Source organism: Latilactobacillus parasakei (assembly GCF_049674265.1).
Lineage (GTDB): Bacteria > Bacillota > Bacilli > Lactobacillales > Lactobacillaceae > Latilactobacillus > Latilactobacillus sakei.
Map to the genome: position 1 here is coordinate 271874 of NZ_CP186861.1, position 20171 is coordinate 292044.

21 protein-coding genes are annotated in these 20171 nt (G+C 41.1%); 19 read left to right on the forward strand and 2 right to left on the reverse strand.

The window, feature by feature from the left end:
- The first annotated feature begins 157 nt into the window (after window positions 1-157).
- On the forward strand, window positions 158-766 hold the full coding sequence (locus tag ACPBEH_RS01375) for a lytic polysaccharide monooxygenase (RefSeq protein ID WP_025015763.1): 609 nt from the start codon (window positions 158-160) through the stop codon (window positions 764-766).
- A gap of 97 nt (window positions 767-863) precedes the next feature.
- Here ACPBEH_RS01375 and ACPBEH_RS01380 read toward each other — a convergent pair whose 3' ends face one another.
- Window positions 864-1736, reverse strand: a complete 873-nt coding sequence (locus tag ACPBEH_RS01380) for a YitT family protein (RefSeq protein WP_424349439.1) — start codon at window positions 1734-1736, stop codon at window positions 864-866.
- A 147-nt stretch (window positions 1737-1883) separates the two neighbouring features.
- On the opposite strand from ACPBEH_RS01380, the gene ACPBEH_RS01385 reads away from it, so the two are divergent.
- From ACPBEH_RS01385 to ACPBEH_RS01405, 5 genes are all read left to right on the forward strand, one after another.
- Window positions 1884-3077: a CCA tRNA nucleotidyltransferase gene (locus tag ACPBEH_RS01385; protein ID WP_424349440.1), complete on the forward strand. Its 1194-nt coding sequence runs from the start codon at window positions 1884-1886 to the stop codon at window positions 3075-3077.
- A gap of 68 nt (window positions 3078-3145) precedes the next feature.
- Window positions 3146-3607 carry a hypothetical protein gene (locus tag ACPBEH_RS01390; RefSeq protein ID WP_011374705.1) on the forward strand — a complete coding sequence of 154 codons (462 nt, stop codon included), beginning with the start codon at window positions 3146-3148 and terminating at the stop codon, window positions 3605-3607.
- A 112-nt stretch (window positions 3608-3719) separates the two neighbouring features.
- On the forward strand, window positions 3720-5609 hold the full coding sequence (locus tag ACPBEH_RS01395) for an ABC-F family ATP-binding cassette domain-containing protein (protein ID WP_424349441.1): 1890 nt from the start codon (window positions 3720-3722) through the stop codon (window positions 5607-5609).
- Between the two features lie 516 nt (window positions 5610-6125).
- Window positions 6126-7076 (forward strand): thymidylate synthase, encoded by a 951-nt coding sequence (locus tag ACPBEH_RS01400; RefSeq protein WP_424349442.1) that lies wholly within the window; start codon window positions 6126-6128, stop codon window positions 7074-7076.
- Between the two features lie 10 nt (window positions 7077-7086).
- Window positions 7087-7587, forward strand: coding sequence for a dihydrofolate reductase (locus tag ACPBEH_RS01405; RefSeq protein ID WP_016265160.1), 501 nt, complete (start codon window positions 7087-7089; stop codon window positions 7585-7587).
- A gap of 51 nt (window positions 7588-7638) precedes the next feature.
- Here ACPBEH_RS01405 and ACPBEH_RS01410 read toward each other — a convergent pair whose 3' ends face one another.
- Complete coding sequence (locus ACPBEH_RS01410) at window positions 7639-8499, reverse strand: LysR family transcriptional regulator (protein WP_112206234.1); 861 nt, start codon at window positions 8497-8499, stop codon at window positions 7639-7641.
- Between the two features lie 120 nt (window positions 8500-8619).
- Between ACPBEH_RS01410 and ACPBEH_RS01415 the strand changes: the two genes are divergently transcribed.
- The 13 genes from ACPBEH_RS01415 to ylqF all read left to right on the forward strand — a co-directional run bounded on the left by ACPBEH_RS01415 (window position 8620) and on the right by ylqF (window position 20170).
- Window positions 8620-9528 (forward strand): ACP S-malonyltransferase, encoded by a 909-nt coding sequence (locus tag ACPBEH_RS01415; protein WP_424349443.1) that lies wholly within the window; start codon window positions 8620-8622, stop codon window positions 9526-9528.
- Window positions 9529-9533: 5 nt separating this feature from the next.
- On the forward strand, window positions 9534-11180 hold the full coding sequence (gene mdcA, locus ACPBEH_RS01420) for a malonate decarboxylase subunit alpha (RefSeq protein ID WP_254681578.1): 1647 nt from the start codon (window positions 9534-9536) through the stop codon (window positions 11178-11180).
- Between the two features lie 15 nt (window positions 11181-11195).
- Complete coding sequence (locus tag ACPBEH_RS01425; protein ID WP_016265156.1) at window positions 11196-11495, forward strand: malonate decarboxylase subunit delta; 300 nt, start codon at window positions 11196-11198, stop codon at window positions 11493-11495.
- On the forward strand, window positions 11485-13167 hold the full coding sequence (mdcD, locus tag ACPBEH_RS01430) for a biotin-independent malonate decarboxylase subunit beta (protein WP_424349444.1): 1683 nt from the start codon (window positions 11485-11487) through the stop codon (window positions 13165-13167). The genes ACPBEH_RS01425 and mdcD overlap by 11 nt, the downstream gene beginning before the upstream one ends.
- 4 nt (window positions 13168-13171) lie before the next feature.
- Complete coding sequence (locus ACPBEH_RS01435; protein ID WP_424349445.1) at window positions 13172-13768, forward strand: malonate decarboxylase holo-ACP synthase; 597 nt, start codon at window positions 13172-13174, stop codon at window positions 13766-13768.
- A 15-nt stretch (window positions 13769-13783) separates the two neighbouring features.
- Window positions 13784-14866 carry an acyltransferase family protein gene (locus ACPBEH_RS01440; protein WP_424349446.1) on the forward strand — a complete coding sequence of 361 codons (1083 nt, stop codon included), beginning with the start codon at window positions 13784-13786 and terminating at the stop codon, window positions 14864-14866.
- A 14-nt stretch (window positions 14867-14880) separates the two neighbouring features.
- Window positions 14881-15720, forward strand: a complete 840-nt coding sequence (locus ACPBEH_RS01445) for a triphosphoribosyl-dephospho-CoA synthase MdcB (RefSeq protein ID WP_424349447.1) — start codon at window positions 14881-14883, stop codon at window positions 15718-15720.
- Window positions 15721-15927: 207 nt separating this feature from the next.
- A complete protein-coding gene (locus ACPBEH_RS01450; RefSeq protein ID WP_025015768.1) occupies window positions 15928-16773 on the forward strand; it encodes a DegV family protein in 846 nt (281 codons plus the stop codon).
- Between the two features lie 79 nt (window positions 16774-16852).
- Window positions 16853-17755 (forward strand): SGNH/GDSL hydrolase family protein, encoded by a 903-nt coding sequence (locus ACPBEH_RS01455; RefSeq protein WP_025015769.1) that lies wholly within the window; start codon window positions 16853-16855, stop codon window positions 17753-17755.
- A 12-nt stretch (window positions 17756-17767) separates the two neighbouring features.
- Window positions 17768-18397 (forward strand): YpmS family protein, encoded by a 630-nt coding sequence (locus ACPBEH_RS01460; protein ID WP_424349448.1) that lies wholly within the window; start codon window positions 17768-17770, stop codon window positions 18395-18397.
- A gap of 10 nt (window positions 18398-18407) precedes the next feature.
- Window positions 18408-18632 carry a YozE family protein gene (locus tag ACPBEH_RS01465; RefSeq protein ID WP_424349449.1) on the forward strand — a complete coding sequence of 75 codons (225 nt, stop codon included), beginning with the start codon at window positions 18408-18410 and terminating at the stop codon, window positions 18630-18632.
- A 24-nt stretch (window positions 18633-18656) separates the two neighbouring features.
- Complete coding sequence (gene lepB, locus ACPBEH_RS01470) at window positions 18657-19187, forward strand: signal peptidase I (protein WP_424349450.1); 531 nt, start codon at window positions 18657-18659, stop codon at window positions 19185-19187.
- A gap of 131 nt (window positions 19188-19318) precedes the next feature.
- A complete protein-coding gene (gene ylqF / locus ACPBEH_RS01475) occupies window positions 19319-20170 on the forward strand; it encodes a ribosome biogenesis GTPase YlqF (protein ID WP_025015771.1) in 852 nt (283 codons plus the stop codon).
- Window position 20171: the final 1 nt, after the last annotated feature.

Here is a 20171-nt window from a genome sequence, read left to right on the forward strand (position 1 = left end):
GACCCTTCAGTTAGCGTTATCTAACCGAAGGGTCTTTTTTAGTGTATAAATGGTATTGATTTTAAAAAGGTAGAAAGAATGAAGCGCAATTTTTTGACAACGCTTTCTTGAACTTGATAACATTAAAATGTAATATAAATGATAAGGAGTGGATATGATGAAGAAGCAATTATTGAAATGGACCATCGTTGGCTTTTGTTCAGTATTAGGTGTGACAGCATTGGGTGCCGGACAAGTTAGCGCACACGGGTATATCACATCCCCAGGTAGTCGAGCGTATTTAGGTAGTAATGCGTTCACAAATGATACCGGTCAAAAACCATTGAACACCAATGTTGGTCAAGTTCAATACGAGCCACAAAGTATTGAAGCCCCTAAGAATACATTTATCGATGGCAAATTAGCGAGTGCTAATATTAGTTCATTTTCGAATCTTGATGAACAAACGAGTACGAGATGGCATCAAAATCAAGTTAAATCAGGCGCATTAACGATTAAGTGGCACTTAACGGCACAACATAAAACAAGTACGTGGGACTATTACTTAACCCGCCCAGGTTGGAATCCAAATCAACCGCTAAGTATTTTAAACTTTGAAAAGATTACTTCGATTGATGATCAAGGAAAGTTACCAGCCAAAGATGTTGCACAGACGATTAATATTCCAACCGACAGAAGTGGCTATAATGTGCTGCTAGGTGTTTGGAATATTTCGGATACAGCAAACGCATTCTATCAAGCGGTGGATTTAAATATTACGAAGTAAGGAAATTGGGATTATTAAGAATAAAGCGTGACAATTATTTAAAAAAATCAGAAAAGGCTGAGCAGTTATCTGCTCAGCCTTTTTTCATTTATGCTATTTAATCTTTCGTTGGTGTCTCATACGTAAAGCCTTCTCCTAGTGCTTCATGGACGTCAATAATTGAAATGAAGGCTTTAGGGTCTTGTTGTTCGATAATTCTTTTAAGGTGAGCCACTTCGCTGGCGCTGACGACACAATAAATCATTTGACGCGATTGGTGTGAATAACCACCTTCAGCGTGTAAGAAGGTTACACCCCGACCGGTTTGAGTCATGATTTGATCGGCAATCTTTTGATAGTGATCACTGACGACTAACAAGCCTTTGGCCGCGTATGTCCCTTCGAGTGTAAAGTTAACGACGCGGGAGAAAACGTACGATGCGATTAGGGTATACATCATGTGTTCGATATCGAGGTAACTGAGAGAAGCTGTTAAAACAAAAATATCAAAAATTAATAGGGAGCGTCCCATTTGGACACCACGCCGTTTTTCAATAATCCTAGCAATCACATCACTACCGCCTGTCGTACCACCATAGCGGTAGATGATACCACTACCAAAGCCACCACACAAACCAGCAAGTAGCGCGGCAATGAAAATATCGTGGTTTAAGTTAATGGTGACAGGAACTCGTTGCCAAATCCATAAGAAGACGGACATCATGACGGTACCGTAAATCGTATACGCTAAGGCGCGTTTGCCTAAAAATTTGTACCCAAGAATTACTAATGGGATATTTAAAATTAAAGTTGTATAGGCTGGATCAATATGAAGCCAATAGCGCACAATTAAGGTAATCCCGGTTAACCCGCCTTCAGCTAAATGATTTTGAATGTTAATCGTAATCAAACCAAAGGCGTAAATCGCACAACCAATGGCAATCGCGATTAAATCACGAAGAGTGGTGGTCAAATTTGTTTTTTGTGTCATTTGTCATTCCCCCTTACTGTGGTACCTACTATTAAATATAGCACGGAATCGCTGTCATGACTAAGCCAATTAAGTTTAGCAAAGGATTGTGGTATGATAAATGGATAAAATGATGTACCAATAGTGATTAGATAAGAGGTTGAATAAATGAAATTAACGACTTTTGCGCCCGAATTTGCAGAAGCACTGCCAATCCTAGAACAAATTGAAGCAGCTGGTTTTGAGGCTTACTTTGTTGGGGGGAGTGTCCGTGATAATTTATTGGGCTTACCAATTCATGATGTTGACATTGCGACATCTGCCTATCCAGCTGAAATCAAACAAATTTTTAAGCGGACCGTCGATACCGGGATTCAACATGGCACAGTCATGATCTTAGACCATGGTAATGGCTACGAAGTAACAACTTTTAGAACGGAAACCGGGTACCAAGATTTCCGGCGGCCTGATTCAGTAACGTTTGTCCGCTCGTTGGAAGAGGATTTGAAGCGACGTGACTTTACCATTAACGCCTTAGCGATGCGCGCAGATGGTGAAATCATCGATCTTTTCGACGGCATTGCTGATTTGAAGGCGCATAAAATTCGTGCGGTCGGTGTCGCCGATGAACGCTTCCATGAAGATGCACTACGGATGATGCGGGCAGTTCGGTTTGAGAGCCAACTCGGTTTTTCAGTGACTGAAACCACGCAAGCCGCGATTGAAAAACACGCTGCCTTGCTTGAAAAAATTGCGGTTGAACGCATTCACGTTGAATTTATGAAGTTGATGCAAGGGATTGAACGGCAAAATGGGTTACGGACGTTTATTGACACGGGCTTATATCGGTATTGTCCAGATTTGGCAGATCAATTACCGGCTTTGGAACAATTGACGGCCTTGCCAACGGTACAATTGCATGATGAAAGTGCGGTTTGGTTAGTGGTGACCTATTTACTCGGGCAAACACCCGCACAGGCTGGACGTTTTTTGAAGCATTGGAAGAGTGCTAATGATGTGATTGATGCGGTTAAAGCCGGCTTAGTCTTACTCCCTAAACTATTGACGGCAACTGCCGACCAATGGGACCTTTATCAAGCTGGTCAAGCGGTGTTAGTGATTAGTCTGCAAATTGCACAATTGGTGACGACTGCGACAATTCCGACTGCCGACTGGTTAGAACGCTATGATCGGTTACAAATTAAGCAAAAAGCCGATTTAGCGATTAACGGTCAAATATTGATGCAAAATGGCTTCCAACCAGGGCCGATTTTAGGCAAAACGCTGGCTATTTTAGAACGGAAAGTGGTCCTAGACGAGTTACCAAATGACACGGAAGCGTTACTAAAGGCTGCTAAATAAAAATGAACCACTTTTTCAAGACTTGTGTTAAAATAAGCATGTAAGCACATTCAGAAAGGGTGACATTGATGGCACAACACGTTTTTAAAGAATTGAAATTGTATTTTAGAAATGGTGACGCATGGACAATCAACCACAAGGAATTGAACGATATTTGGATTAGCCGGGTAACAACCAGCTATGGCCGAATTAACGGTGGTCCAATGCAAGAAATTCATCCATGTAAGAGTTTTAAAGCTGAAATCTTACCAGAAGCTGATCATGTTAAGAGTGAAGACATTAATACTGGCTCGCTTGAGATGGGGATGTTTGGTCGCGCAACGAAGTATCAAGATATTGAGAAGTTAGACCTTATCTTTGAAGACGAACAAGATAAAAAACCACTTCAAATTTACTTCCCATTCAAGAATAAGGATACAAGCGGTTTAGATAACATTTATCAAACCAGCCAAATCTCACAAAAAAATGGTCATTTATACATCGTCATTGATGCTACAAGCTCAATTGCCGATGAATATCCTGAAATTTAATGACTGCATTAAAACCGATTCGATTATGAATCGGTTTTTTTAGTGATTCTTAATTGTCACCCGCCGGATTATTCGCTATGATTGAGAGAATGAAAGTAAAAGGTGAAAAATATTGCAAACATTAACAGCGACGAACTTAACGAAGACTTATGGCGAAAAAACGCTCTTTAAAGATATCTCATTTTTAATTCGCGAAGGTGATCGAATTGGCCTCGTTGGGATTAACGGGACTGGGAAGACGACGTTATTAAACGCGTTAACAGGCACTGACTCTTATGATAGCGGCCAGATTGAAACCCCTAATCAATACGCAATGAGTTATTTAGCACAAAAACCGGTTTTTGATACTAATTTGAGTATCATGGCCGCTATTTTTGCCGGCCAAAATCCGGTGTTTAAAACGATTCAGAATTATGAACGGGTCTTGGCAGCTTATACGGCTGATCCAACGAATCCTAAGTTACAAACGCAATATGAACAAGCTGATGCGCAGATGACGCAACAAGATGCTTGGACCGTGGATACCGATATCAAAACGATCTTGACGCAATTGCATTTAACCGATTTAGATCAACCGATTAATACGCTCTCAGGGGGCCAACAAAAACGGGTTGGTTTGGCACAAGCCTTGATTGAAAGCCCCGATTTATTAATCTTAGACGAACCGACTAACCACCTTGATTTTGATTCTATCGAATGGTTAGAAAAACGCTTAGCACAATATAAGGGCGCACTTTTAATCGTGACGCATGATCGCTATTTCTTGGATCGGGTCGCAAATCAAATTTTTGAATTGGACGCCGGTCAACTCTATACGTATACCGGGAACTACGAACAATTCTTAACACAAAAAGCAGACCGGCTTGAACGCGAACAACAAGCCGCCCACAAACAACAACAACTCTATAAGCAAGAATTGACGTGGATGCGAGCCGGGGCTAAAGCCCGAACGACAAAACAACAAGCACGAATCAATCGGTTTAACGATTTGAAGGGCAATTTGACAACTGGACCAGATACTGCCGAAGTTGATATTCAAATGGGGCAATCACGTTTAGGGAAGAAGGTTTTGGAACTTAAAGATGCTAACCTAACGCTTGATGCTCATCCTATCTTGAAAGATTTCAGCTTGTTAGTGCAAGCCAATGATCGAATTGGGATTACCGGGGTGAACGGTGCTGGTAAGTCTTCACTACTAAATGTTTTAGCTGAACGAATTCCGCTAGATAGTGGTGAACTGGTCGTCGGTGAGACGGTCAATTTGGGCTATTATACGCAACAAAATGAAGATTTAGATCTTGATAAACGGGTGATTGCCTACCTCCAAGAAGCCGGTGAAGAAGTCGTCGGTAAAAATGGGGACCGGATTAGTGTCACACAATTATTGGAACAGTTCCTCTTTGATCGGTCAACACATGGGACGTTAATTAAGAAATTATCTGGTGGCGAAAAACGCCGGTTGTATCTCTTAAAATTATTGATGCAACAACCAAACGTTTTATTATTGGACGAACCAACTAATGACCTTGATATCGGAACATTGACGATTCTTGAAAACTATCTTGAAAACTTTAACGGGACCGTCATTACCGTTTCTCATGACCGGTATTTCCTAGATCAAGTTGCCGATAAATTATTAGTACTCGATGGTCACGGCAATATTACGACAGAAGTCGGCTTGTTTAGTGACTACTTGGCTAAACAAAAAACAGCGACAACAAAGGCTGCAGCACCTAAGCCCACACCTGAAGTCACTGTCGAAACGGTTAAGGAACCAGCCGCTAAACATAAGTTAACGTATAACGAACAAAAGGAATACGCCCATATTGAAACAGATCTTGAAAAACTAGATGAACAAATCGAAACAATCAAGACTGAGATGAATCAAAATGGTGCTGATTACGGTAAATTAGCCGAATGGCAAGCTGAGTTAGACCGTTTAAACCAAGAACTAGATGAAAAAATGGCGCGCTGGGATTATCTAAGCGAATACGCAGACTAAAGAAGTGCGTTCAGCCCGGTTATACTTTGAGGACTAGCGAAGTCCAGTGAATGGCCGACAAAGTCGGGCATTTGCGGGACGTGGCTAGCCGCAGAAGTATGGGCTGAAAAGCACGTTAAAGAAGAGAAGTGCGTTCAAACCGGTTATGTTCCGAGCACTAGCATAATAAGGCGAATGATTACTGGAAGGAATCGTTTGACTTATGGCGCTAGGCACAGGAATATGGGTTGAAAAGCACGTTAAGAAGAGAAGTGCGTTTGAAACGGTTTGACTCTAAGCATTAACTGGATTTGGCGGATTAGCGATGCAATCGCTGATTTGACAAATATGGTTAGGCGCAGGAGTCAGTTTCAAAAAGCACGTTAAGAAAAGAAGTGCGTTCAAGCTTGGTCAATTTTTGAGCATTAGCACAGTGGGGCGAATAACCGACGGTATCGATTATTTGGTGCACGAAGCTAAGCACAGAAAGTTAGCTTGAAAAGCACGTTACCACAACTATCAAAAAGGGAGTTTACCATGTCAGAACAAGTATACCTCGATTTAGCACGGACAATCTTAGAAGAGGGTCACTACAAGGAAGATCGGACTAATACCGGTACTTATAGCCTTTTTGGCTACCAAATGCGTTTTAATTTACAAGAAGGATTCCCTTTATTGACAACTAAGAAGGTACCTTTTGGTTTAATCAAGAGTGAACTCTTGTGGTTCTTAAAGGGAGATTCCAATATTCGTTATTTATTACAACATAATAATCATATTTGGGATGAGTGGGCATTTGAACGCTTCGTTAAAAGTACTGATTACACCGGTCCTGACATGACCGATTTCAGTCATCGGGCCCAAGATGATGCTGATTTCAAAACCGTTTATCAAGAACAAATGCGCCTATTTAACGAGCGAATCTTAGCCGACGAAGCATTTGCGAAACAATATGGCGAATTAGGGGATATTTACGGTAAGCAATGGCGCGCTTGGCAAACACGTTCCGGCGAAACCATTGATCAAATTAAAAATGTCATCGAAATGATTAAAACGAATCCTGATTCACGCCGCTTAATTGTGTCTGCTTGGAATCCAGAAGATGTGCCTAGTATGGCTTTACCACCTTGTCATACCATGTTCCAATTTTACGTCAACGATGGTAAGCTTTCATGTCAACTCTATCAACGAAGTGGGGATGTCTTCCTCGGTGTGCCGTTTAACATCGCCAGCTATGCGTTATTAACGCATTTGATTGCCCATGAAACGGGGCTTGAAGTCGGTGAATTCATCCATACGCTGGGGGATGCGCATATTTACAGTAACCACGTGACCCAAGTGAAGACCCAATTGGCACGGCCAATGCATGCTGCCCCTAAATTGTGGTTAAATCCAGACAAGCAGAGTATCTTTGATTTTGATGTTGCTGATATTAAAGTGGAAAATTATGAATCAGAGCCCGCAATTAAAGCACCCGTTGCGGTATAGGAGGTAGCAGATGATAGCATTTTTATGGGCTGAAGATCAAAATGGCTTAATCGGTCAAGATGGGCATTTACCTTGGCGCTTACCCAATGATCTAGCCAATTTTAAACGCGAAACGATTAACGAAGCAGTCATTATGGGGCGCAAAACGTATGACAGCTTGCCTAAAAAGCCGTTACCCGGCCGACAAAACATCGTGATTACACGCCAAAGCGGTTTGACAGTTGCTAAAGACGTTTTAGTTTTTAATGAGCGTACACAACTGCTTGATTATCAAAAAGAACATCCCACGCAAAAATTATTCATTATCGGCGGTGCTGATATCTTTAAACTTTTTGCGGCTGATGTCGACTATTTATACGTTACGAAGATTGCCGACAAGTTCCAAGGTGATGTTTATATGCCAACAATTGACTACACGCAATTTAAATTAATTTCGCAACAAGCAGGGACGGTTGATGAACGTAATCAATACCCGCATACCTTTGAGATTTATCAAAGAATAACTGAATAAACAACAAAAAGGAACGGTTACTATCATTGATTGATAGTAACCGTTCCTTTTTTAATTGTGGCAGATGAACCATTCTCGGAGTGTCGTCACAATTGTTTCAACAAGCGGGTGATCTTTTCGCAGTGTTGAAGAAAGATAGATAGTTCGTTCAATTGAGATGTCCGCAATTTCTTTGAGGACGAAGTGATCGTTAGCTCGATATGACCAAGAAATTTGCGGGAAGAAGGTGATTCCTAACCCCTGATTAATGATGGAGCGCAATGTGCCAGGATCATCCGTTGTTGAACTAATTTTAGGGTGAATATGATTAGCTTCAAGCGCCATATCAATCGTATTACGAAAAGCGTTGCTGGGACTCAACATAATAATGGGTGTTTGTTCAATATCACTTGTTTGCAAAATTGCTTTGTGAGCTAATGGATGTGATTTCGGGATAGCGACTAAGACGGGCTCTTTTATAATCGGGACATTATTTAAATCCGGCTTTGAATCCGATGTAATAAATAAAACCGATTCATTAATATTTTCTGGGAGATGATGTTGGATAATTGTTAATTTAATATCAGGATGTTTTTCTGAAAAAATTCGAATTAGGTTTGGCACTGACACAGAGGCAACTTCTAAACAAAGCGTCACTGAGGTGATAATCTCCTTATTTAAGGCAGTAACTGCGCGAAATCCGTCATCAAGAATGGCTAGTGTCTTGGTAACGTAGGGGTAGAAGGTATGGGCATATGGGGTTGCTTCAATATTACGACCGGTGTGATAAAACAGTGTTACCCCTAACTCAGATTCTAGATGTTTAATGGCGCGGCTAAGTGCCGGCTGCGAAATATAGAGTGCCTTGGCTGCCTGTGTAATATTTTGAGTTTCAAAGACCTTTTTAAAGTATTGTAAATGAATTAATTTCATTATTGACCACCTTAATTGATACCTATTAGTTATCGTTCTCCATTTTTTAAGTATTTTTTATTATAACAGAACTCCCTTAAGATTAAAGAGTAATCGGTAATTGCGAAAGGAGGAGATTTAATGAGTACAGCATTTTTATTTCCAGGGCAAGGTAGTCAACAAGTTGGTATGTTACAAGATATCCCCGCTGAATACCTTGAGCGGGTCGCTAAAGTGACGGGCTATCAATTAATTGATGTCCCTCAGAATTATGAGGATACCGTCTTTATTCAATTGGCGTTGTTAGTGAAGGCATTATTTGCTTTAGACGAAATCCAAAAGAATGAGATCGTGCCGGACTTGGTTGCTGGACATTCGTTGGGGGCTTTTGCCGCTGCTGTCGCTTGTCAAACGTTATCGTTTGATGATGCTGTGTGGTTGGTTTATCAACGAGCAGTATTAATGAAGGCTGCTTATCCAAGCGCTTATGCGATGGGCGTTATTGTTGGATTGACCCGGGATGAGGCGGCTCAAGTAGTTCAAGAAACATTTGATCCTGCTTATCCGGTCTATCTTTCAAACGAGAACTGCCCAATGCAGCATACAATCTCGGGTGCCATAATTGGCCTTGAGAAGACTTTGGCGGTAGCTAAGCAGCGACAAGCACAAACTGCTAAGTTACTGAAGGTTCCGGTGCCATCACATTGTAAGTTGATGCAAGCAACCGTTGAAAAATTAACGCCTTATATTAACCAATTGACATTGCAACCGGCGACTTGTCCGTACTTAAAGAATACGGATGGTCGGCTCACACAGGATGCAGAAGCGATTCGTCAGGATTTATTGGCTAATATTGAACAACCTGTACAATGGCGACAAATGATGGCCGTTGCTAAGGAAATGGGAATGGATCTGACGATTGAATTTCCGCCAGGCAATACGTTAACAAAGTTGATTCATGCTAATTTTGGAGAGCAGTTAATCCGGACGATTAATATTAGTCAACACGGCATTGATGATACAACGTTTCTATATCGAAAATGGAGATGAACTAGATGGAAAAACCACAACGCAATTGGGACACGAAACGAGTTCAAAAAGCACAACGATTAGCGAAAATCAGTCAGTTAATGACTGGTAAGTATGTCGAAACAGACCAAATTATCACAGTTCTAGAGGCCTTAATTGCCCCTGGTGATAAGGTCGTTTTAGAAGGCGATAATCAAAAGCAAGCCAGTTTCTTGTCACAAAGTTTAGAACAAGTTAACCCTGAAAAAGTAAACAATTTACACATGATTATGTCGAGTATTTCACGTCCTGAACATTTGAATATCTTTGAACGCCAAATTGCTTCAAAAATTGATTTTTCATATGCAGGTGCACAAAGTGTTCGTGTTGCGCAAATGATCGAAGACGGCAAAATGAAGTTAGGCGATATTCATACTTATCTAGAACTATATGGTCGCTTATTCATTGATTTAATTCCTAATGTCGTATTGGTTGCTGCAGATAAGGCTGATAAAGCTGGTAATTTATATACCGGCTTTAATACCGAAGAAACACCAACGATTGTTGAAGCAGCCGCTTTTAAAGACGGGATTGTGATCGTTCAAGTCAATGAAGTCGTTGATGAATTACCACGGATTGATATTCCTGCTGGCTGGGTGGATGTTGTTGTTCCAGCGGACAAACCTTATGAATTAGAAGCGCTCTTTACCCGTGATCCACAAAATATTACGGAACTTCAGATTCTAATGGCAATGATGGCGATTAAAGGGATTTATGCAGAACATGGTGTCCAATCACTTAATCATGGGATTGGTTTTAACACAGCTGCCATTGAACTTCTCTTACCAACCTACGGTGAATCATTAGGCCTTAAGGGTAAAATTGCTAAAAATTGGGCTTTAAATCCACATCCAACAATTATTCCAGCGATTGAATCTGGTTGGGTTGAAAGTATCCATAGTTTTGGTGGCGAAGTTGGGATGGAAAAATATATTGCTGCCCGTCCTGATATTTTCTTCGTAGGCCAAGATGGCACCATGCGCAGTAACCGGGTCTTAGGCCAAGTGGCTGGGCAATATGCGGTTGATATGTTTATCGGTTCAACACTGCAACTAGATTATGATGGTAATTCTTCAACTGTTACCAAAGGTCGGCTATCTGGTTTTGGTGGCGCACCTAACATGGGGCACAATCCTGGTGGTCGTCGTCATTCAACACCGGCATGGCAATCATTACGCGATGAAGAAAATCCTTTAGGCAAAGGCCAAAAACTAGTCGTCCAAATGGTCGAAACATACGGTTCTAATAAGAAACCAGTTTTTGTTGAAACATTAGACGCACTCGCCGTTCAAGAACAAGCAAGCCTAGCAAACGCCCCCGTTATGATTTATAGCGAAGATACAACGCATATTGTGACGGAAGAAGGGATTGCCTATCTTTACAAGGCAACTAGCAAAGAACAGCGTCAAGCCGCAATTGCTGCAATCGGTGGCGTAACACCACTTGGCATGACAAGTACTAAAGAATCATTGGATCAATTACGACAAGCTGGGATTGTAAAACTGCCTGAAGACTTGGGTATCAAACGAAGCGATGCAAAACGTTCATTATTAGCAGCGCAAACAATTGATGATTTGGTTGAATGGTCAGATGGCCTATATCAACCACCAATGAAGTTCAGAACTTGGTCATAGGAAAGGGAGATTATCATGGAACAATTAGCTTATCAATATCAAACAAGCCAACCCATTAATAAACGAGTGCATGTCGGGGTCGTTGGATCAGGGGATTTGGAAATTTTAATGTTTCCAACCAATAAAGCTGAATCAACAGTTAAAGTCTGTACCGGTAGTGACGGTTTTGATGAGGTATGGGGAAATGTATTAACACGTTTCTTTGATCGTTATCCAATTTCAGCCGACATTGTGATTAATGACTTCGGTGCAACACCGGGTGTCGTTTATCTCCGATTAACACAAGCAATGGAGGAACTAGCTGATGAAAAATAGTTTTGTAGAATTAAAGGCACGCGAACGGGTGAATGCTTTATTAGACACACCCACTGGTCGCGAATTAGTTGGTCCTTTTGACCAAATGACAGCTCCTAACTTGATTGCTCAAGGAATTGTCCCAGAAAGTGATGATGGCATTATCGTGTCACGTGGGACGATTGGTAATAAAGAAGTTGTCGTAATCGCAATGGAAGGCAGTTTCCAAGGTGGTGGAATTGGCGAAGTTTCAGGTGCAAAGATTATCGCTGCACTAACACATGCCTTGACTGAAAATCAAAATGGTAATGAAATTTTCCCAATTATCGTGTTAGATACTGGTGGCGTGCGGCTACAAGAAGCCAACTATGGTCTACTTTCAATTTCTGAAATTGGCAACTTAATCGTGGCACTTAAAAAGTACGTCCCTGTCATTGGGGTTGTTCCTGGGCGAGTTGGTTCATTTGGTGGGATGTCCATTACTTCAGCTTTAATGAGTTATTTAATTACGACTAAAAAAGCGCGGGTTGGCTTGAATGGCCCAGAAGTAATCGAACAAGAAGCCGGCGTCCGTGAGTTTGATTCCAGCGACAAAGATTTAATTTGGAATACAATTGGTGCCCGTCAACGCGTTGAAGCTCAAATTATTGATGAATTGGTGACTGATAGTGTCGAAAATATTAAGGATGCAATTGTCGCTGCAATGGTTGAACGCAAAGATAGCCACCGTAGTGAAAATGCGGACTTTTACTTGTCATTATTGGCTGAGCTCGATCTTTCAAAACCAATGGCCATTGAAGACTATAATCAAGTACTTGCCAAACACCAAACACAAGCAGTTGAACTACCTGTGATTACTGAACAAGCAACACCGGCAACAGCCAGTGTTGGGTACGACTGGTTCCAAGCGCTAACTGGTTTAAAGAATCCAAGTTCAACAATTAGTACTGTTTATTACGGTGATTCAGATTGTTTTAGTGAAGATGCTGTTGTAACGACGATTGTACCAGATGGTAAAAATCCAATGTACCGTGTACGAGATGGCGAAGTTGGCTTGGTAGAAGGCTTCCGGATGGCACAAATCTTAAATCACATCTATGAAGAAGATCAAAATAAGACCGTTAAACGACCAATCGTTGTCGTCATTGATGTCCCTAGTCAAGCTTACGGTTATAACGAAGAATTAATTGGTATTCATGTGGCGCTAGCAAATAGTGCAGCGGCTTATGCCAAATTACGGCAAGCAGGGCACCCAGTAATTGGGGTGGTCGTTGGTAATGCTATTTCAGGTGCTTTCTTAGCACATGGGTTACAATCTAGCCGGTTAATTGCTTTAAACAGCGACGCAATTACTGTTCAAGCGATGTCTAAAGCAAGTGCTAGCCGAATTACTAAACGATCAATTGCTGAAATTGAAGCAGCAGCAGAAAAAGTACCTTCAATTGCCTACGATATCCGTAATTATAATAAATTAGGTGCCTTGTATCGTTTCTTAGATGGTGTGACAGATCAAACAACGACGACTGATAACGTTGCAACTGTGATTGAAGCCGTTAATGATGCCATTGAAGACGTTCGTCACACGAGTGATACGATGTTGACGAACCGTTACACAAATGACATTGCTGTCAAAATGGGCCGTGTTGAAACTAATAAGGTCCAAGCAAAAATGGATGAAGAATGGGATGCTTAATTAAATGAAATCTGCACATGATATTGTTCGCTTTGATTGTGAAATTATTCAACAACCAGCTTTAGTGGCCCAATTAGCACTGACTAAACAGGTTTTCGGCGTTATTCGTCGGGGAATTGCTAGTCAGTCAGATCTCGTACCAGTCGGCCTTCGCGGAGTAGCTCGGAATCAGCGGTTTGCTCTCGAAATTCCTGCTGATGCAATTCAAGCTGTTATTCATCCCTGGGAAATCACGACGCGTGAATCTTTCAGAGTTAGTGAAGTCGCACAATTTCCGGCTTATGCGCAATATCATGCTGCTAGAAAAATATTATCAGGGTTCAAATGGGGTGTTGGTGGCAGCTTAGGGTTTGAATTATCATCTGGCATTAGCGCCATTAAGCCGACGAGTGATTTTGATTTATTGCTATATGCTAACGCGCCGGCAGAGTTACCGCTTACGGTAATTGCTGCCAATCATTCTTTTTTCGAACAGTTTGATACGCAAGTGATAACCGCCAAGGGTGGTTTTGCATTAAAGGAATATTTGCGAACACCGGCTAAAAAGATTTTATTAAAAACCGATGCAGGCCCGCTATTAACCAAAGAACTTTGGTCATAAATGAGGGTGGAAAAAATGTTCGAAGATCAGAAGACTAAAATAAACGTTAGTGATTTTCAAAAAGTATCAGCCGTGACGGCGGTTATGTTACAAACTATATTGAGTTTTGCATTGGCTAATTGTCACAATCAGACGACGGCGGCTTTTGTTGGAACACTTTATGTATTTGCTAAATACACAGCACCGATGTTTATTTTTGCTATTGTCTACAATATGGTTAAAACCAGTGAGAAAACATCTTATTTTGAATTTTTAAAGGATAAATTTTTTGAACTTGTTGTACCATACTTACTATGGACAGTCGCTTATTTATTGATTTTCCCAGGTGTGCAACAAAAAACACCATACACTAATATGGGGACCTTTTTATTGAAAGTTATCACAGGTGATGGTGCACCGCATCTATGGTATACGGTCATGATGTTACAGATTCAATTATTGATGCCGTTCTTTATTTGGTTGGGCTATCGTATTTTTGCTAATCGTAAACTCGTTGGGCCGGTACTCATAGGAGCCACTGTTCTTTATATCGGATGGTATCTCTTTTATGGTATGCAGGTTTTAAACGGTCCATTAGCTGAAAGCTGGTATTTATTAGACCGATTTGTCTTTAGTTTCCTAATTTATGGGATTTATGGCGTTGCCGGTTTTATCTATCATGAAGTAATTTTTGAGCAGTTAAATCGGATTCGTTTTGCATTACTCCCGATTGGCTTAGTCGTTGGTGGTTTATCAGTACGCGCCTTATTAGCTTATCCTGGCGATGTTAACTTTGGCCACGCGCCTTATTTGAATACCTTGCAAAGCTTATACAGTTTGATTATTATTCTGACGGTCTTTACGTTTGCCTCAAGAATGATTGTTAATCAATCACCTAAGTTACCCTTGTTCAAATGGCTAGCAGTTTATGCTTATCGGACGTATTTAGCCAATGTTTTTGTTTTCCAAGCCTTATTACTAGTCTTTAAGTCAACTTGGTTACGATTACCAATGGGGACGATGATTGTGGTCGCATACTTGAGTACGGCGACCGTTGCATTTATGCTCAGCTGGCTCCTTCATTTAGGATGGTCAGGGATTAAAAAGCAATTTAGTTAAGGAGTGTTTAGACTTTGATAAATAATAAGACACAACAAATGATGACTAAACAATTGGCTTGTTTAGTTGAGCAAGCTTTAGTCGACGAGGTTCAGTTGAGTCCCAAACCTGGTTTAGTTGATGCGCGCGATAAAGGTGCGCATACGGATATGGACGCGCCTTTATTTATCAAGTCGGCACGGGCTTTGACGCCTTTTTTTGAACAAATGGCACAGGCTGCTTGGTGTCATCCTGTCGATCAGACATTGCGAGAGACAATCGCACAGATTGGTCGATCCGCTGAACAAGCTATGTTTGAAGCAACTGGTGGGGTTAATACGCATAAGGGTGCTATTTGGGTGATGGGTCTCTTGGTGAGCGTTTATGCGCACCAAATTAGTATGCGTCAGTCTATGCAAATTGACACTGTTTTAAAAAAAGTTAGCCAATTAGCCCAATTCCCGGATGAACGGTATACATCTCAAAATGTTACACACGGCGCCGTTGTAAAAAAGCGGTATCGTGTAAATGGCGCTTATGAAGAAGCCGTCTTAGGGTATCCGCATATCTTGTTAGCTGTTCGGACTTATCAAAAATGGCAAACAAGTACGCCGCAACAAGCCCAACTTCAGATGTTATTGACGTTAATGGGATCAGTCGCGGATACTTGCGTGTTACACCGTAGTGATCAACAAACGCTTATTAAGATGCAACAACTAGCCATGCAGGCTGGTCAAAACGCACTCCCCAATGCTAGTTTTACGGCGCTGATTCAATACTGCCAAGAACACCATATTTCGCCAGGCGGTAGTGCGGATTTATTAGCAGCTACTCTGTTTGTACTTGCAGTTGACGCAAAGATTAGTGGCTGTTGATATTAGAAATAAACGTTGTTAAAAAGGATTACGTTATTCGTTTAAAAACGAACGACGTAATCCTTTTTAATTAGACTGTCATTTTTTCTCAGTAACTTTTGCTGAAAAAATGGGCGTAGTTTGATATACTGTCTTATAGATATAATCATAGAAATAGCGGTCCGCATATGGGCCTGTTTCGAGATAGAAAGTGTGGCTGAAGTAGTAGTGGCTAATATTAAAATCGTAACGGATTCATCAATTCAATTAACACCAGAAGAAATTAAACAACATCATATTACGGTGATTCCGTTGACCATCATGATTGACAATACCGTCTATATTGATGGTGAAACAATCACACGTGATCAATTTATGACTGAAATGGCTAGTGCTAGCGCGCTTCCTAAGACGAGTCAACCAGCCATTGGTAATTTTATCGAAACATACGAACAACTAGCGGCTGACGGTAGTCAAATTCTATCAATTCATATGTTACGTGCGATTAGCGGGACAGTTGATACAGCGCGTCAAGCTGGCGAAATGGCTAAAGCTGACGTCACTGTTATTGATAGTGATTTTACAGATCGTGCAATGGCTTTCCAAGTTTTAAAAGCAGCGGAAGTGATTGAAGCGGGCGGTTCATTAGAAGATGCCTTAGCAGCCATTCAAGCAGTTCACGATAATACGAAACTATACATGGGTGTCACAGACTTAACCAACCTTGTTAAAGGTGGCCGTTTAAGCCATGCAGCCGGTGTGATTTCAAGTTTATTAAACATCAAAGTGATCCTTGAAGTCGCTGACAGTGAGCTCAAGGTGCTCCGTAAAGGTCGCGGTATGAAGACTATTACGAAGTTCATTGATGAAATGGACGATGATCTCAGAAAGTTAAAAAATGTTAAAGCAATCGGTATTTCACACGCCGATGGTTTGGAACTCAGTGAAAAAATCAAGGCGCAATTACAAGCAGCCTTTCCAGCAATCGAAATTTTAGTACGAACCACTGATCCAGTCATTGCAACCCACGCGGGCGCCGGTGCTTTTGCAGTGATGTATTATACTGAAAACTAAGAAGTTTATGACTAAGGCTGGTTGACATTTATTTGTCCCAGCCTTAACTATTATCTAAAGAGATATGAGGATGCCAGATATGAAAAAAATACGACAATTGTTGATCGACCTAGGGATATTTGCCGGGGTATTACTCGTCGTCTTTATCGTTTGGCAGTTATTGACACCACGTCCAATGAAAGTACGTAGTCATCAAGAAAGTGTTCAGAAAACGAAAGTCGTTCAACCAAAGAAAGTTAAAAAAACACTGCATTTAGTAGCAGTCGGTGATTCGTTGACTCACGGGGTTGGTGATGAGCAAAATAAAGAAGGTTATGTTTCGCGGATTGCCGCTAAAATTAAAACTGAAACGGGCCATCCTGTCGCGACCGAAAACTATGGTGTCACCGGTGATACCAGCGTGCAGATCGAAAAACGCGTGCGCACGCAACCAACACTGCAAGCTAATTTAAAAAAGGCGGACATCATCACACTGACCGTCGGTGGCAATGATTTAATGGCGGTCTTACAAAATAACTTTTTGGATTTAGATCAAAAACAGATTACAGCCGGGCAAAAGGCCTACCAAACGCATTTGATGACGCTGTTTAGACAAATTCGCCAACAAAATCCAACGGCACCAATTTTCGTGATGGGGGTCTATAATCCATTTTACGTTTACTTCCCAGAGATTACGGGGATGTCAAAGGCCGTGACAGCGTGGAATAAGACAGTCAAAGAAGTTGCTAATGACTTTGAGTCGGCTTATTATATCAATAGCGACCGTCTTTTAACGCATGGTGACGGCCATTATGTGAAACAAACAAAATCGCTTGCTAAAATGGACAGTAGTAAGCTGCAAAAAACACTTGCAGAAAACGAGCACCTCAACCCTTATATTAGCGACGACGATCATTTCCACCCTAATCAAAAAGGATATCAACTCATCACCAATGCTTTTTGGCAACAGATGAATGCACACCAAAAAGATTGGACCAAGTAAGGAAGTTAGTTAATGCAAAGCAGACAAGATTTAAAAAAGGAACAAGTTAGCCCTAAACGAACGATTAATTATTGGAAATATAGCTTTATTGTTCTACTAGCGCTAGTGATTGGTACGCTCGGTTTTATCGCCTATAACGTTAGTGCACCGCAAACTAAGCAAGTTCAGACTGAAAAAATAATCAAAGCTGACAGTACTTTTGATATTCAGATGCACAAGAAGCAAATTAATAGCGTGGTCGCCTATTACCTTGAAAACTACCTTGAGAATTCAAAGGTGAAGTACAACTTTACCCTAGATCAACAAGCGATTCTGTCAGGGCAATTCAAATTTTTAGGCTTTCCGGTCGAATTTAACCTCTTTTTCAAACCCTATGTGCTTGAAAACGGCGATATTCAACTACGTGCTAAGCAATTGGCTGTCGGTCAGTTGAAAGTACCGATGTCATTTGTTTTTAATTACATCCAACGACAATATAAATTCCCTAAATGGGTTGTTTTAAATGCGCATAAGAGTCGCATTACTCTGCGCTTGAATGAATTTAAGTTGGCTAACGGGATGCAAGTTAAGGCCCGCCATATTGATTTGAAGAACGATAAGATTGATTTATCCGTATACGTGCCACTAAAAAATAAGAAATAAGGTGTGCAAAATGAAGCAGAGTTTCTATCGGTATCTCATGACACAACGCGATCCGAATAACTACGAACCAGTTGCGCAATTTGCCAACAATGCTTTCTTCGATCAATCATTCCCCAAGCATGAAGGGGACTATGAATCGTTATCGCAATATTTGGAGTTAAACGGCAGTTATTTACCGAGCATGCTAATTTTTGACGAGGCCTATCAGCTGTATCAAGAAAGCGAAGAGGCCTAGTAAAAGAGTGATTGAGGCGATTTAATGAGACGAAAATTAGCAATCGCAGGTAATTGGTTTTTAGCAATTCTCGTAGCCGGACTGGTTGCTTTTGTCATCCGGTCCTTCTTTTTGGTGCCGGCGACGGTTGCTGGTAATTCAATGCAACCAACCCTTAAATCGGGTGATCAACTCTTATTGAAAAAGTTTGGGCAGGTCCATCGCTTTGAAATCGTTGTTTTTCGCTTAGCCAATGGGACCACTTACGTGAAGCGGGTGATTGGTCTACCGGGTGAGCATATCGCTTATCAAGAGGGCCAATTATACGTCAATGATCGGCCCGTTGCGGAACCTTTTTTGAAGCAATCACGACAAAAGACGGTTTTAACTTCCGATTTTGATTTAAAAACATTAACGGATCACGATCGGATTCCGGCTAACCAATACTTTGTTCTCGGGGATAATCGTCGAATTAGCAAGGATAGTCGCACGTTTGGCACAATCGAACGTGAAACGATTATCGGCCGCGCAGTGGGCGTTTATTGGCCGATTGAAGATATCACTTATTTTAAATAAACGAGAAAGGTTACGACTGCGGGTCGTAACCTTTTTAATTTAAGCCGTCAAGTTCGCGCTGAGGTATGATAGAATTAAGAATAATACTATCGGTAAGAGATGTATTCATCTTAAACAGTAATAAAGGAGTTATTATGACAATACAATGGTATCCAGGTCACATGGCCAAAGCACAAAAACAAATTAAAGAACGGCTCAAGGCGGTTGATTTAATTTTAGAAATTGTGGACGCCCGTGTACCGGAATCTTCAATTAATCCAATGATTCAAGAATTAGGTCAAAACAAACCCATTCTATTAATTATGAATAAGGCCGATATGGCTGATCCACGACGGACGCAACAATGGATTGAAACATTCAAGAAACGCGGCATTACCGCAATTGCTCTTGATGCACAGCATAAGGCTAAGTTACCAATGATCGAAAAAGTAGCACAAGAAATTTTAGCTGAAAAATTGGCTAAAAAACGTGCTAAAGGGATTCGCAACCCGGTCATCCGGGCGATGTGTGTCGGCGTGCCTAACGTTGGGAAATCAACGATTTTAAATCGTTTAGTTCAAAAGAACATCGCTGTAACGGGTAATCGCCCAGGTGTGACGAAGAACCAACAATGGTTGAAAGCCGGACAAACACTTGAATTGCTCGATACACCAGGAGTTTTATGGCCTAAGTTTGAAGATCCAACAATCGGTAGTAAATTAGCCCTTACTGGTGCGATTTCAGATGCTATCTATCATCCAGACGATGTCGTTATTTTTGCCTTAGAACACTTCAAAGAATACTATCCAAGTCAACTTCAAAAAGTTTATAAGGTGACAGATGCTGAGCTTGAAGAACCAGCTGCAGAATTAATCATGATTTTAACCAAACGGTTAGGCTTCAAAGAAGATTATGACCGTTTCTGCGTGAAGTTCATTAATGATGCACGCCAAGGTAAATTAGGACGCTTCACTTTAGACGTTGTACCAGTGGAGGCGTCATAAG